The organism is Syntrophotalea sp. (assembly GCF_050253115.1).
In the GTDB taxonomy this organism is placed as follows: Bacteria; Desulfobacterota; Desulfuromonadia; order Desulfuromonadales; family Syntrophotaleaceae; genus Syntrophotalea; species Syntrophotalea acetylenica.
Map to the genome: position 1 here is coordinate 1 of NZ_JBFWJQ010000075.1, position 12,492 is coordinate 12,492.

The 12,492-nt window shown below is 59.4% G+C and carries 14 protein-coding genes; 12 read left to right on the top strand and 2 right to left on the bottom strand.

Annotation, left to right across the window (positions count from 1 at the left end; genetic code table 11):
- Window positions 1-160 precede the first annotated feature (160 nt).
- Complete coding sequence (locus tag AB7E65_RS08760) at window positions 161-3,358, top strand: autotransporter domain-containing protein (RefSeq protein ID WP_320361840.1); 3,198 nt, start codon at window positions 161-163, stop codon at window positions 3,356-3,358.
- Window positions 3,359-3,680: 322 nt separating this feature from the next.
- Here AB7E65_RS08760 and AB7E65_RS08765 read toward each other — a convergent pair whose 3' ends face one another.
- A complete protein-coding gene (locus AB7E65_RS08765) occupies window positions 3,681-4,016 on the bottom strand; it encodes a YegP family protein (protein WP_072285571.1) in 336 nt (111 codons plus the stop codon).
- 413 nt (window positions 4,017-4,429) lie between these two features.
- Between AB7E65_RS08765 and prxU the strand changes: the two genes are divergently transcribed.
- Window positions 4,430-5,152, top strand: coding sequence for a thioredoxin-dependent peroxiredoxin (gene prxU, locus AB7E65_RS08770; protein WP_428745685.1), 723 nt, complete (start codon window positions 4,430-4,432; stop codon window positions 5,150-5,152).
- A gap of 245 nt (window positions 5,153-5,397) precedes the next feature.
- Here the strand turns inward: prxU and AB7E65_RS08775 are convergent, their stop codons facing one another.
- The gene (locus AB7E65_RS08775) at window positions 5,398-5,736 is read right to left on the bottom strand and encodes a cupin domain-containing protein (protein WP_072285574.1); all 339 of its coding nucleotides are present in this window, start codon (window positions 5,734-5,736) and stop codon (window positions 5,398-5,400) included.
- 627 nt (window positions 5,737-6,363) lie between these two features.
- On the opposite strand from AB7E65_RS08775, the gene AB7E65_RS08780 reads away from it, so the two are divergent.
- The 10 genes from AB7E65_RS08780 to AB7E65_RS08825 form a co-directional block, all read left to right on the top strand.
- Window positions 6,364-7,137 (top strand): motility protein A, encoded by a 774-nt coding sequence (locus tag AB7E65_RS08780; RefSeq protein WP_072285575.1) that lies wholly within the window; start codon window positions 6,364-6,366, stop codon window positions 7,135-7,137.
- A gap of 2 nt (window positions 7,138-7,139) precedes the next feature.
- A complete protein-coding gene (locus AB7E65_RS08785; RefSeq protein ID WP_072285576.1) occupies window positions 7,140-7,883 on the top strand; it encodes an OmpA/MotB family protein in 744 nt (247 codons plus the stop codon).
- An 18-nt stretch (window positions 7,884-7,901) separates the two neighbouring features.
- Window positions 7,902-8,408, top strand: coding sequence for a flagellar basal body-associated FliL family protein (locus AB7E65_RS08790; protein WP_072285577.1), 507 nt, complete (start codon window positions 7,902-7,904; stop codon window positions 8,406-8,408).
- A gap of 10 nt (window positions 8,409-8,418) precedes the next feature.
- Window positions 8,419-9,429 carry a flagellar motor switch protein FliM gene (locus tag AB7E65_RS08795; protein WP_428745686.1) on the top strand — a complete coding sequence of 337 codons (1,011 nt, stop codon included), beginning with the start codon at window positions 8,419-8,421 and terminating at the stop codon, window positions 9,427-9,429.
- Window positions 9,430-9,439: 10 nt separating this feature from the next.
- Window positions 9,440-9,751, top strand: a complete 312-nt coding sequence (gene fliN / locus AB7E65_RS08800; RefSeq protein ID WP_072285579.1) for a flagellar motor switch protein FliN — start codon at window positions 9,440-9,442, stop codon at window positions 9,749-9,751.
- The gene (gene fliO, locus AB7E65_RS08805; RefSeq protein ID WP_428745687.1) at window positions 9,748-10,152 is read left to right on the top strand and encodes a flagellar biosynthetic protein FliO; all 405 of its coding nucleotides are present in this window, start codon (window positions 9,748-9,750) and stop codon (window positions 10,150-10,152) included. The genes fliN and fliO overlap by 4 nt, the downstream gene beginning before the upstream one ends.
- On the top strand, window positions 10,149-10,892 hold the full coding sequence (gene fliP / locus AB7E65_RS08810; RefSeq protein ID WP_072285581.1) for a flagellar type III secretion system pore protein FliP: 744 nt from the start codon (window positions 10,149-10,151) through the stop codon (window positions 10,890-10,892). The genes fliO and fliP overlap by 4 nt, the downstream gene beginning before the upstream one ends.
- 65 nt (window positions 10,893-10,957) lie before the next feature.
- Window positions 10,958-11,227, top strand: coding sequence for a flagellar biosynthesis protein FliQ (gene fliQ / locus AB7E65_RS08815; RefSeq protein ID WP_072285582.1), 270 nt, complete (start codon window positions 10,958-10,960; stop codon window positions 11,225-11,227).
- Entirely contained in the window at window positions 11,227-12,003 is a 777-nt protein-coding gene (fliR, locus tag AB7E65_RS08820; RefSeq protein ID WP_428745688.1) for a flagellar biosynthetic protein FliR, read from the top strand. Before fliQ ends, fliR begins: the two co-directional genes overlap by 1 nt.
- A gap of 16 nt (window positions 12,004-12,019) precedes the next feature.
- Window positions 12,020-12,492 (top strand): EscU/YscU/HrcU family type III secretion system export apparatus switch protein (locus AB7E65_RS08825; protein ID WP_428745689.1); only part of this gene is annotated, 473 nt, incomplete at its 3' end.

Sequence of the window (12,492 nt, forward strand, 5' to 3'; positions counted from 1 at the left end):
GCCCATCGAAAGCCTCCTTTCCTGAGAACTTTGAGCGGTTCACAGAGGGGAGGCTTTCATTTACTCCCGGTACTGTCAAACTTTACAAGTCCCCCGGCAGAGCCGGGGGGTTTCCTATCGCACTAAGTAATAACGTTATCGTATCAGTAATTCCGGAGCCATGATGAGATTTAGCCTGCTCACCTGCCTGTTCGGCTTCTTTCTTTTCATCGGAGTCGCCTGGGGACTCGACCTTCCGTCCTCCTTCGACCTGAGAAACATCGACGGTCACAGCTATATCGGACCGGTGCGCGACCAGGGTGCTTGCGGCAGCTGTTACAGCTTCGGGGCATTGGCAGCGGCGGAAAGTACCTGGAACCGGACCCATGGGCGGTATGACGATCAGGCCATCGATCTGTCGGAAGCCTTCATCGTTTGGAGTTTGAGTCCGCTGTATGACGGTTTTGACGGTTGTGGCGGAGCAAACTACGATTACGAAGAACTGACGGCCTTGACCGAGTACGGCGTTCCGTTGGAATCGGTTTTTCCCTATGTCACCGCTGATCCCGGTCCTGATGTGCACTGGGACGCTGCACGGAACAGCTTTCTCGATTGGTATCGCATTCCGCCCAATGATATCGAGACCACCAAACGCATCCTTTATCGGATCGGTGCGATCGATGCCGCCGTGCTGGTCGACAATGCTTTTGCTGCCTATTCCGGCGACATTTTCGAGAATACCAATTCAACCGTCAGGGATACCGTTCCTTATTACACGGCTACTAACCATGCCATTGCTCTGGTGGGCTGGAACGACGAGTCAGCCGATGGCGGAATGGGGAGCTGGATCTTGCGAAACAGCTGGGGCAGCGAGTGGGGCAACGGCGGATACATGAATATCCGCTACACATCGGCGGCTGTCAATCTGGAAGGGACCTATCTTATCACCACCCCTTGGGAAGGTGCGAACCTTGCCGTGGAAAACAATCAAAACCTCATAGCCGTTCCCTGGATCGCCGGGGGGACCATCAATGCCCACGGAATCGATCTCTGGGGCAGCGCCGCCGGTAGTGTCCTCAATCGCGGCACGATTGCCGCCGAATCGCGCGGTGTGGATGAATTGGCAACAGCTCGCGGCATCTATCTTTGGGGCGGCCCCGCGGGGCAGGTGATCAATGAGGGAGGCATCGAGGGAGTTGCCTCAAGTGATAACCAACAGGCAATCGCCTACGCCGTCTGCCTGCAGGGTGGTCTGCTGGACAACAGCGGGAGCATGACGGCGCTCGCCACCGCCGAGTCGGATCAGGCAATGGCCTTCGGCATCTGGGCGGCCAATGGCGGCAATCCCTTGGAAATTCACAACAGCGGTGAAATTACGGCCCGCGTCTGGGACAGTCAACGAAACATTGCATATGGCGTCTGGGGCGACAGCCGCAAGTCCGTGAGCATTATCAACAGCGGCACCATTAACGCCTACGCCGCCCATTATGCCATCGGGGTGCTGCTCAGCGGCGGTCCCGCCCTATTGAGTAACAGCGGTGTCATCGAGGCGAAGGCTTCTTACGACGATCCGGATCTGGAGGCCGGTATGAGCATTGGCGTCCGGTCCCTGGAGGAAGCGGTGATTCTCAACTCCGGCACCATCAGCGGCGCGATCGCCTCTGTCTACGCGTCAGGAAATACCGAGCTGATCCTGGACACGGGTTCGAATCTTATCGGCTCCGTTTTTTTATCGGGGACATCGGACATAGTGGGGTTGCTCGGCACCGGCAGCGAGGAGACACGCTTCATCGGAGCTGAAAATCTGATGATGATGGGCGAGGACTGGTCTTTGAGCGGCGACTCCGCCTTCGATTCGATACAGGTGATGTTCGGGCGACTGGGAGTCGATGGCGCACTGGCCGGACAAACCACGGTTCTCGGCGGCGGCATCCTCGGCGGCAACGGCTCCTTGACCGGCGACGTGAACAGCCGGGGGAGAGTGGCGCCGGGCGCCTCCGTCGGCCATCTGACCATCGACGGGGATTTCACCCAGGCCGCGGACGGCACGCTGGAAATCGAGATCGGCGACGGTGTCGCCGACCGGCTGACCGTCACCGGTACCGCCGCCCTGGCCGGCACTCTGCTGCTTCTGCCGGACAGCTACGCCACCGGCGGCAGCTACACCTTTCTGGAGGCCGGCTCTGTCATCGGCGGCTTCAACACTCTGGCCGGCGCGGCCATCCTGAGCTTCGACCTGCAAAGCGCGGCGGACAGCCTGAGCCTGGAGGTGACGCGCAACAGCTACGCCAGTCTGGCGAACTCGCACAACCGGGATCTGGCGGCCGTGTTGGACAGTGAAAGAGCGGCCGCCGAGAGTGACTTCGCCGATCTGCTCGATTCCCTCGATCTGGCCCTGAGCCGGGACGCATTGAATGCCAACCTGGAGAGTTTGACCCCCCGCATTCACGGCGCGGCCAGCGTGCTGGTGCTGGACGAAGCCCAGGCGCGGCTGGCCGATCTCGGCCGGCACCTGCGGCAAGTCGATGCCGATGCGAAACCCGGGACATGGACCGGCTGGCTGGAACTGCTCGGGCGGGACGCCGGCTACCGTCGGGACGGCGCCTACGACGCCCTGCAGGCCGACCTGTACGGCCTGATGCTGGGCGTGGAACGGACCGCCGGGGGACTGACCCTGGGAGCGGCGGTGGCCATGGCCGAAAACCGCTACGAAGCCCGGCACTCCCGCGACGACGGCGAGAGCGACAGCCAGCAGGGCTATATCTACGCCGCCTGGCGGGAGTCCGGCATAAGCGGTTGGCATCTGAACGCTGTCTTGGGCGGCGGCCTGGTTCAGCTGGACGCCGACCGGAGCATCCCCTTTGCCTCGCGGACCGCCAAAAGCGACCATGACGGCACGCTGTACGGCGCCGCGATCGGCGGCGGTTATCGCCTGAATCTGGGGAACTGGATCCTCGATCCGACGGCGGGACTGAGCTTCGTCCACCTGCGTGAGGAGAGTTTCCGGGAGAAGGGCGCCGACAGCGCCGATCTAAAGGTCGGCACGCGGCACAACGACTCGCTGCGGAGCCTGGTGGGAATGCGTCTCAGCCGTCCCGTCGATCTGTCCCGGTGGCGGCTGCTGCCGGAACTGCGGGCCGAGTGGCGGCACGAGTTCGACCGCCAAACCGAGGATCTGTCGGCGACCCTGGCGGGCGGCGGCGGGCGCTTCGACACGCCCGGCCGGGATCTCGCCTCGGACAACCTGCTGCTCGGCGTGTCGCTCGGGGCCCGGCTGTCCGAAAGACTGCAGGTCGGTCTCGGTTATAACTGCGATCTGCAGAGTAGCGGCGGCGCCACCAGCCATGCGCTGAAACTCGATATCGCAGCGAATTTCTGAATTCCTTTGAGAAAACAAAAACCTTAATTTCTGATACCGATAAAAGAAAACAGCCGAGGGGTCTGTGTCAGGATGGATTCTCTATCAGGAGATACTGTCGCCCCTACAGCTTCCGGACGGCACACTGGCGCTTTGTGGCGGGCTGGTCATGCTGCTCCAAAAAAGAAAAAGCGCCCAAACATGCACAATGTTGCAGGCAATATCGCATCGGGCAAAGCGCATAACAGCCAGAGAAAGCCACATCGCGCCCTTTTTGGACATCAGGAAAGCCCGCCTCCGGCCCAGAGGAAGGAGGCAGGCTTCACCTCGCTCTGAAGAAGCTTTACCCGGTCAAATCCTCGATCCTGGCTTCAGGGGCATTCTTCTTGACCGATTCGATGCCGTTTTCCATGCTTGTTTTGGAAGAGTAGTATTCACTACGGCCAATTTCCTGGCCGTTAGTCGCTTTCAGGATGAAATAGGGTTCCCCTCGGGCATTTTCCAATCTTTCGAAAGCGCCTTCGCGAAGAGCGTTTTTGCGTACCGATTCGATTCCGTTTTCCGCACTGGGTTTTGCCTTGTAGCGCTCACTGGTCAATATGACCTGACCATTGGCAGCCTTGAGATTAAACATGAACTGACCATCCTTCGCCTTTTTCAATTCGAATTTACCGGCCATAGAGATCGCTCCTCCTTTTGCTGGCAATCAATAATCCTGATATCCGCGATACGCCCCCCCTGCGGGCAATGTTTTAATGATAGCCCAGGCCGGACGAGTGTCAAATTCAAGTCAACAATTAACACTATTTCCTTAATATTTTTCCATTAGTTACAATCGGAGGGCCGTGGCAGGATCATGACCGGCGCCACCCCCTGGTCACCACCGTCCGCAACCCGATGAAGATCAACCACGGCAGCTTCAAAATCGCTGGAATCAAGTCTCCCGGAGGCTGCCGAACGTGTGGCGGCAGCGGGGTTGAAACAGAATGTATACGGAAAATTTTCAACAGATAGCTGCGAGTTCCACCATGGGTGATAGTCTTTTAGCAGCAGCCAAGAAACATCGGCAAACACCAACAGAGGAGGCAGCTTATGACCGATAAGCCCAAGGCAGGATGTGCCCGGCCGACCGGCGGCCTGGTCGGCCAGACGGAATCCACCGAAAAAAACGAGGTGACACAACAGGCGAAGGAGGTAATGCGCATGACCATTCAGCTCGGCAAGGCGGCCCCTGACTTCAGCGCCCCGGCCTATTACAAGGGCGATTTCACTTCTGTAAAGCTGTCCGATTTTCTCGGGAAATGGGTCGTACTGTGCCTTTACCCGGGGGACTTCACCTTTGTCTGAGCGACGGAAATAGCGGCGGTCGCCGCTAATTACAAAAAATTTCAGGATCTTGGCGTTGAAGTGCTGACCATGAGCATCGACAGCGTTTTTGTCCACAAGATGTGGAACGACAAGGAGTTGTCGAAAATGGTGGACGGCGGCGTTCCTTTTCATATGCTTTCGGACGCCGGAGGCAAAGTCGGAACCGCGTATGGCGCCTACAACGAGGATGCCGGCGTGGAAAACCGGGGCAGGTTCATCATCGACCCGGATGGCATCATTCAGGGCTACGAAGTCCTGAGTCCGCCCGTCGGCCGGAATGTCGCCGAAACCCTGCGGCAGATTCAGGCATTTCAGCTGGTCAGGGCGACGGACGGTGCCGAGGCGACGCCTTCGGGCTGGAAACCTGGCAAACTGACCCTCAAGCCCGGACCGGATCTTGTCGGCAGGGTCTGGGAAGTCTGGAGCACCGACATGGAAGTCGATTAGTTTTGTTACGGATACGGCCCTTCCACCATCAAAAAACCGCGCTGTGTCCAACCCCGATTTCCGGGTGAACACCCGCGACATGCTGAATAAAAACCTGCCGCTCCAGCCGGCATTAACATGCGACAGAACAGCGAAGACCCGCCGGGATAACCTGGCGGGTCTTCGGTTTTTTACACCACTTTGGTATTTCGCAAAACTTGCCTTTTCGCGCGGCGGGATTTCCCGTATGGACAAGGCGATGATACTTACAGCAGCCGGGTCGATTCCGTCGGACGGGGTATTTTGGCGACCAGAATCCTGAGAACCGAGGTGCCCTGGTTGTACCAGCAATGGGGTATCTTCGCCGGGCTGTCGATCAGGGTATCGCGCCCGACCTCCTGCTTCTCATCCCCGATCTCCACCACCCCGCGCCCTTCCAGAACATAAAAAACCACGTCGACGGGGGTAATGTGTTTTTTCAGGGACTCGCCCGGTTCGAGGGTAATGTGCATGACCTGGGCGTGTTCCGAATCATGCAGTTTGCTGACTTTTACGCGGTGCGGATTCTCGACAAGAGCTGCCGTTTTGACATCAACGATTTTCATGGCGTTGCCTTTCGTCTGAATGTTTCCGGAAAGAGGCGTCACAGGCTGTTATGGTTCCGCCGTTTTAAGCCCATCATAGCCGAAATCGACCGCGAGACATTTGACGCGCGTCAAGTTTCGGCGTTTCGCGATCCTTGAATCCGGTGCGGCATGATCCCGGTCCGGCAAAAATCGTGATCGCAACAGGGTGCCCACCATGATCGGCGCGGGGTAAAGGCAACCCCGGGACCTGCTCCTGTTTTTATCGCCCTGACGGTCGGCATCGTCATTCGGGTCATGAATCTGACCCGTACACCCCGCCTATGCTTCAAAGCGACCGCCCGGATCGATGCCCGGGGATGCGCCGGGGGCGACGGTTCTCATCGTCAAAATCCTGACAAAACCGGCTTGCGCAGACCACTTGCGTGGCCGACTTCTGCACCGGTTTCGCGAAAAAACCCATCATACTGGAATAAAGAACCTTTAAATATTTAATAAATCAACGTTTTTGCTCCACCAATCCACCCGGACAAACGGCTTTCAGCAGCTGGCACGCTCCTTGCGAAAAGCCCCCGTGACACATTCGGCGAACTGGCCGGCCAGCGGCAGGCAGCGCCCGGATTCATATTTACTTCACCGGGGGACACCATGGACTTCTCAACCATCGCCGGTATCGCGGCGGCTTTCATCCTCATGATTCTGGCCATTGCCTCCGGCGGAGGCGTCACCCTGTTCATCGATCCCCCTTCGGCCATGATCGTTATCGGCGGCACCATCGGCACCACCCTGGTGCACTACACCTTCAAGGACATGATGGGCACCGTTTCGGTTGTCAAAAAAGCCTTTTTTACCCACCGTTTCTCGTCGACGGATCGCATCGCCCAGATCATCAATTACGCCGGCAAGGCCCGCAAGGAGGGGATCCTTTCCCTGCAATCGGTGACCAAGGAGGTCGATGATCCGTTTTTCCTCAAAGGTCTGCAGATGGCCGTCGACGGCCAGGAACCGGAAAAACTCAAGGAGATGCTCGACCGGGAGATCGAGTATCTGGAGGAGCGCCACGACCGGGGCTCGGAGATCATGGTGGCCATGGGCACCTACGCCCCGGCGATGGGCATGATCGGCACCCTGATCGGCCTGGTGCAGATGCTGCAGACCATGAACGACCCCTCGACCATCGGGCCGGCCATGGCGGTGGCGCTACTGACCACCTTCTACGGCTCGGTCATCGCCAACATCATCTGCCTGCCGGTGTCCGGCAAGCTCAAGAACCGCTCGGCGGAAGAGGTCCTGGACAAAACCCTGATTGCCGAAGGCATGCGCTCCATTCTCGAGGGAGAGAACCCGCGGGTTCTGGAACATCGCCTGCACGCCTTCGTGGCACCCAGGGACCGTCAATCCCACTTCGGCAAAAAGAAATAATCATGGCGCGAAAAAAACAGAAAAAACAGCCGGCGGGCGCTCCTGCCTGGATGGTGACCTACAGCGATATGGTGACCCTGCTGCTGACCTTCTTCGTGCTGCTGCTGTCCATGGCGAATCTGGACAAGCGCAAATTCTTTGACGCCCTGGGATCGCTGAAAGGCGCCTTCGGGTTCCTGCAGAGTTCCAGCGTCAGCGAAATCAACAAGCCGCAGGTCATCAGCTACGCGCCGATGGATGACGATTACGTGAGCCGGCTTTACAACCGGGTACAGGCCATGCTGACCCGCCTGCGCATCGACCGGGATATCGACCTGGTGCAGGACCGGGGAGCCGTCATCCTGCGCGTCAAGGACGCCATCCTGTTCGAAGCCGGCAGCACTACCCTGCGGCCGGAAGCCGGCCCGGTCCTGCGGGAAATCGCCGGCCTGGTCCAGCCGCTGCCGCTGCTGCTGCGCATCGAAGGACACACCGACGACCAGCCGCCCTCCGATCCGGCCGTCACCAACTGGGACATCTCGGTACAGCGTGCGGTGACGGTCCTTAAATTTTTCGCCGCCGAAGACCTTCTGCCACTGGACCGCCTGTCGGCGGTCGGTTACGGGGACCGGCGGCCGGTGGCTCCCAACCTTGGCAACGAGCAAAAAGCTCTCAATCGACGGGTGGAGTTCGTTCTGGAAAACCTCAACCAGTACCAGGATAAACTCCCTTACCTGATCGACGCGGCGGATCAACTTCCATTTTAACCTGCAAGGACACGCATCATGGCGGAAAAGGATTTTCAGCAAGACGGCCCGGTTTCCGGAAAAAACAGCAAGAACCTCATCCTCATCGGCGTCCTCGGCCTACTGCTGCTGGCCGCTATCGGTGTGGCCGCCTATATGATGGGCAGGGCCAGCACGCCGGCGGCGGAGCCGCCATCGGAGGTTGGTACCGAGACCGCACCGAATGCAGGCACCAAGGTGCTGAGCGGCCTGATGGTGGAGATCGAGCCGTTCATCGTAAACATCCTCGATGTCGAAGGCACCCGCTACCTCAAGGCGGCCATCACCCTGGAGGTGGACAGCGAGCTGGCCATGAAGGAGGCCGGCGAGCGCATGCCCCAGATCCGCGACGCGATTCTGCTGTTGATGAGCAACAAAACCTTCAGTGAAATGTCGGATCTGCAAGGCAAGCTGCAACTGCGAGCTGAGCTTTTGTCCAGAATCAACAGCTTTTTCCGCAAAGGCAAGGTCCAGAAGATCTATTTCACCGAATTCGTCGTTCAGTAAGGGGCGATGCGTGGAACGTATTCTTTCCAAAGAGGAAATCGCCGAACTGCTGTCGGCAGTGCATGACGGGGAAATCCCGCTGCGCGATGAAGAACCGGATGCGCCCGCCCAGACCCGGCGCGAAGTGTCCAGCCTGAACCTGGTCGCCTTGCAGGGGCCGCGGCATTGCAAGATTGAGAATTTCGATCTGATTCTCGACACCATGGCGCGGCACCTCGGCATTTCCCTCACCAACCGTCTGCAACGCAGTATCGGCGTACGCCGCGGCATCATGGAAGTCTATGAATACGACGCCTTTCTGCAGCAGCTCGCCGGCCGTGACGCGCTGGGAGTCATCCGTCTCGATCCCCTGCGCTGGCGCGGCGTGATCATCTTCCGGGAGCGGCTGTCGTTTTACCTGCTGGAGTACCTGCTGGGCGGCGCGCCGGACGTGGAGCTGAGCCTGCCGGGCCGCCCCCTGACCGTCATCGAGTCCAACGTTTTGCGCAACACCATCGCCGATGCCTGTCTGGATCTGAACAAAACCTTTTCTCCGGTGGAGAAGCTCGAAAGCACGCTGGTCAAAATCGAAAGCTCGACACGGCTGATCAATATCGTTCCCGGCGACGCTTCGGTGCTGGCGGCGCGCTTCGTCGTCAGCGGACAGAATCTCGAAGACGAGATTATCCTGGTGCTGCCCATGGCGATGCTCGACCCGCTGAAGGAAAAGATGCGCGCCCGCACGGCGGTATTTCCCGAAAGCCAGGACCGCCCCTGGCAGGCGATGCTGGAGCAGGAGATCCAGCTGATGGATGTCGAACTCACCGCCCGGCTGGCAAGCCTCAATCTGACGGTACGGGACATCCTCAATTTTCAGGTGGGGGACATCCTCGATCTGGGCTGCGCACCATCCAGCCCTTTGCAGATCCGCGCCGCCGGACAGCCCAAATTCCAGGCCATGGCCGGCACCCATCAGGGGATGAAGGCGGTGTGCATCACCGGCCGCATCCAGCGCCCCCCTATTCCGACCAAGATTACCTAGCGAGGACACCATGCCTACCGAAGAAAAAGTCCAGAACAACAATCCGCCGACTTCCACGGAAATCCGCGACCTAGGATTTCTGCTCGACATCCCTTTGGAGGTTTCCGTCGAGATCGGCTCCACCCGCATGCCCATCAAGGATCTGCTGCAACTGCAGGAAGGCAGCATTATCGAGCTGGACAAACTGGCCGGCGAACCGCTGGACCTGTATGTCAATTCCCGGCTTATCGCCCGCGGCGAGGCGGTCATGGTCAAGGACCGCTACGGGCTGCGCCTGACAGACGTGGTGAGCCCCGCCGAGCGCCTGGAGAATCTCGGATGAGCCTGCGCTTCGCCTGTCTGATGATTCTGACGCTGCCGTTTGTTGCACAAGCGGGAGAAACGGCGGCGCTGCCCGCCGCCGGAGGGTTGCGGATGTGGGCCGGGCTGGCCGTGGTGATGGCACTGATTCTGCTGCTGTATGCCGCCGCCCAGCGCTGGCTGCGCTGGCCGACCGGCGGTCGCTCCGGCGTGATCCGAATCCGTGAAACCCGCCCTCTGGGCCCAAAAAAATACCTGTATCTGGTGCAGGTGCGAGACCGGGAGCTATTGCTTGGCGTCACGGCGGAGCGCATCTGCCTGCTAAACGACGCCCCCCTGCCGGATGGCGATGAGCCTGTCGATGGCGCCGAAAACCAAATCTTTTCTCAAATGCTGCGCAAGCGTCTGAAGGAGCGGCCATGAAACATGTCGCCCTGCTGACAGCGTTGCTGCTGTCGCTGGCCGGCGCCGCGCTCGCCGACCCTTTGCCGGCCATCAGCATCGGCATCGGCCAGGCCGGCGGTCAGCCACCACCGTCGACGCTGATGCAGATTCTGCTGATCATGACGGTACTGTCGGTGGCGCCGGCCATTCTGCTGATGACCACCGCATTCGTGCGCCTGGCCATCGTGCTGTCTTTTCTGCGGCAGGCGATGGGCACCCAGCAGATGCCGCCCAATCAGATCATCATCGGGCTGGCGCTGTTTCTGACCTTTTTCATCATGGCGCCAGTTTTCAACCAGATCAACGCGCAGGCCGTGCAACCCTACCTGGCGCAGAAAATCGACCAGAAACAGGCCCTGAATCTGGCCGTGGGGCCGATGCGCCGCTTCATGTTCGCCCAGACCTCGGAAAAGGAACTTGAACTGCTGATGGAGATTTCCGGCCATCCGGATCCGGCCAACCAGCAGGAAGTGCCCACCCTGACGCTGATACCGGCCTTCATGCTGTCCGAACTCAAGCGCGCCTTCCAGATCGGCTTCATGGTGTATATCCCGTTTCTGGTCATCGACATGATCGTGGCTTCGGTACTGATGTCCATGGGCATGATGATGCTTCCGCCGGTCATCATCTCCCTGCCTTTCAAACTGTTGCTGTTTGTTCTGGTCGATGGCTGGACCCTTATCGTCGGTTCCCTGGTGCAGAGCTTTCATATGCTTTGATCCGGTTGCATCCGCACGCCGCGGATGGAAACCGGCCCAGGATACGCCAGGAAGGATCAACTTGCATGTCCCCGGAATTCGCCATATCCCTCGGCCGCCAGGCCATTGAAACGGTCCTGATGCTCTCCGCGCCGCTGCTTCTGGCCGGCATGCTGGTCGGTCTGCTGGTAAGCGTTTTTCAGGCGGCAACCCAGATCAACGAGCAGACCATGACCTTCATCCCCAAAATCGTCGCGGTGTTTGTGACCCTGCTGATCTGCTCCCCCTGGATGATCCGTGTGCTGGTGTCCTTTACCCGGGATATTTTCAACCAGATCCCGACCCTGGGCGGCTGATGCGCATCGAACTGCTTCCCCTCGAAACCCTCCAGGCTTTTCTGGTGTGCGCGGCCCGGGTCGCCGCCCTGTTCAGCGCCCTGCCGGTATTCGGAAGCGCCCAGGTGCCGATGCGGACAAGAGTGGCACTTGCCGTGACCATCGCCATGGTGGTGTTTCCGGTACTGCCGCGGCTGCTCCCCGCCACCCCTCTGGCCCCTGTCGGCCTCGGCCTGCTGCTGGCCCGGGAAGCCCTGGTCGGTTTCATGATCGGCTACATCGCCCGCCTGGTCTTCATCGCGGTGGAGTTTGGCGGCGCCATCATCGGTTATCAGATGGGCTTTGCCGCCGCCAACGTGTTCGATCCGACGAGCCAGAATCAGATATCCCTGATTTCGCAATTCCAGAACGTGTTTGCGATTCTCATTTTCCTGGCTTTCGATATCCATCACCTGTTTCTGCGGCTGATCGCCGATTCCTACCGACTGCTCCCCGCCGGAGAGATGAACCTGGGGGGCGAAGCCGCGCTGTTCCTGTCGCGCCTGACCGGCGAGATGTTTGTTCTGGCGGTCAGATTCAGCGCTCCGGTGCTTGTCGTGCTGCTGCTGTCGGGACTGGCCCTCGGCCTGATGGCGCGCATTTTTCAGCAACTCAACGTTTTCATGCTGTCCTTTCCGGTCAATATCGGCGTCTCGTTCATTTCCATCGGCCTGACACTGCAACTGCTGGCGGTGATGCTGAATCGGGAATTCGCCGCTCTGCCGGAGCGTTTTCACACCTTGCTGAACCTGCTTTAACGGCGGAGAGACACTCTTGGCGGATTCGGATCAGGAACGCACGGAACAGGCCACAGCCAAGCGGCGCACGGATTTCCGCAAAAAAGGCCAGGTGGCGCAAAGCAGAGAAGTCCATACTGCCGCCCTGATGACTGGCATGCTGCTGCTGTGGATGTTTTACGCCCCGCGTTTCTGGCGTTCCCTGCAAGGCATTCTTGGTCACTTGTGGAGCATTGCCGGCGATTTCGAAGTCACGCCGGTGGCAACCGTGATGCTGTTCGGCCGCATTGCCGGGCAGATGGCCCGGCTTCTGGCGCCGGTTCTGCTGACCACCCTGGTTGTCGGATTCCTGTCGAGCTATCTGCAGATCGGCTGGCTGTTCACCACCGAACCGATGGCGCCGAAACTGTCGAAGCTCAACCCGGTCAGCGGCCTGAGCCGCATCTTTTCCAGGCGCGCCATCATCGAGGTGGTCAAATCCCTGCTCAAGGTATTGCTGGTGGGAGTGGT

Coding starts and splice junctions, on each gene's coding strand:
- fliP (WP_072285581.1), top strand. CDS start 10,149: ATGAAACATGTCGCCCTGCTGACAGCGTTGCTGCTGTCGCTGGCCGGC.
- AB7E65_RS08780 (WP_072285575.1), top strand. CDS start 6,364: ATGGACTTCTCAACCATCGCCGGTATCGCGGCGGCTTTCATCCTCATG.
- AB7E65_RS08765 (WP_072285571.1), bottom strand. CDS start 4,016: ATGGCCGGTAAATTCGAATTGAAAAAGGCGAAGGATGGTCAGTTCATG.
- AB7E65_RS08775 (WP_072285574.1), bottom strand. CDS start 5,736: ATGAAAATCGTTGATGTCAAAACGGCAGCTCTTGTCGAGAATCCGCAC.
- AB7E65_RS08760 (WP_320361840.1), top strand. CDS start 161: ATGATGAGATTTAGCCTGCTCACCTGCCTGTTCGGCTTCTTTCTTTTC.
- AB7E65_RS08785 (WP_072285576.1), top strand. CDS start 7,140: ATGGCGCGAAAAAAACAGAAAAAACAGCCGGCGGGCGCTCCTGCCTGG.
- fliO (WP_428745687.1), top strand. CDS start 9,748: ATGAGCCTGCGCTTCGCCTGTCTGATGATTCTGACGCTGCCGTTTGTT.
- fliR (WP_428745688.1), top strand. CDS start 11,227: ATGCGCATCGAACTGCTTCCCCTCGAAACCCTCCAGGCTTTTCTGGTG.
- fliQ (WP_072285582.1), top strand. CDS start 10,958: ATGTCCCCGGAATTCGCCATATCCCTCGGCCGCCAGGCCATTGAAACG.
- fliN (WP_072285579.1), top strand. CDS start 9,440: ATGCCTACCGAAGAAAAAGTCCAGAACAACAATCCGCCGACTTCCACG.
- AB7E65_RS08790 (WP_072285577.1), top strand. CDS start 7,902: ATGGCGGAAAAGGATTTTCAGCAAGACGGCCCGGTTTCCGGAAAAAAC.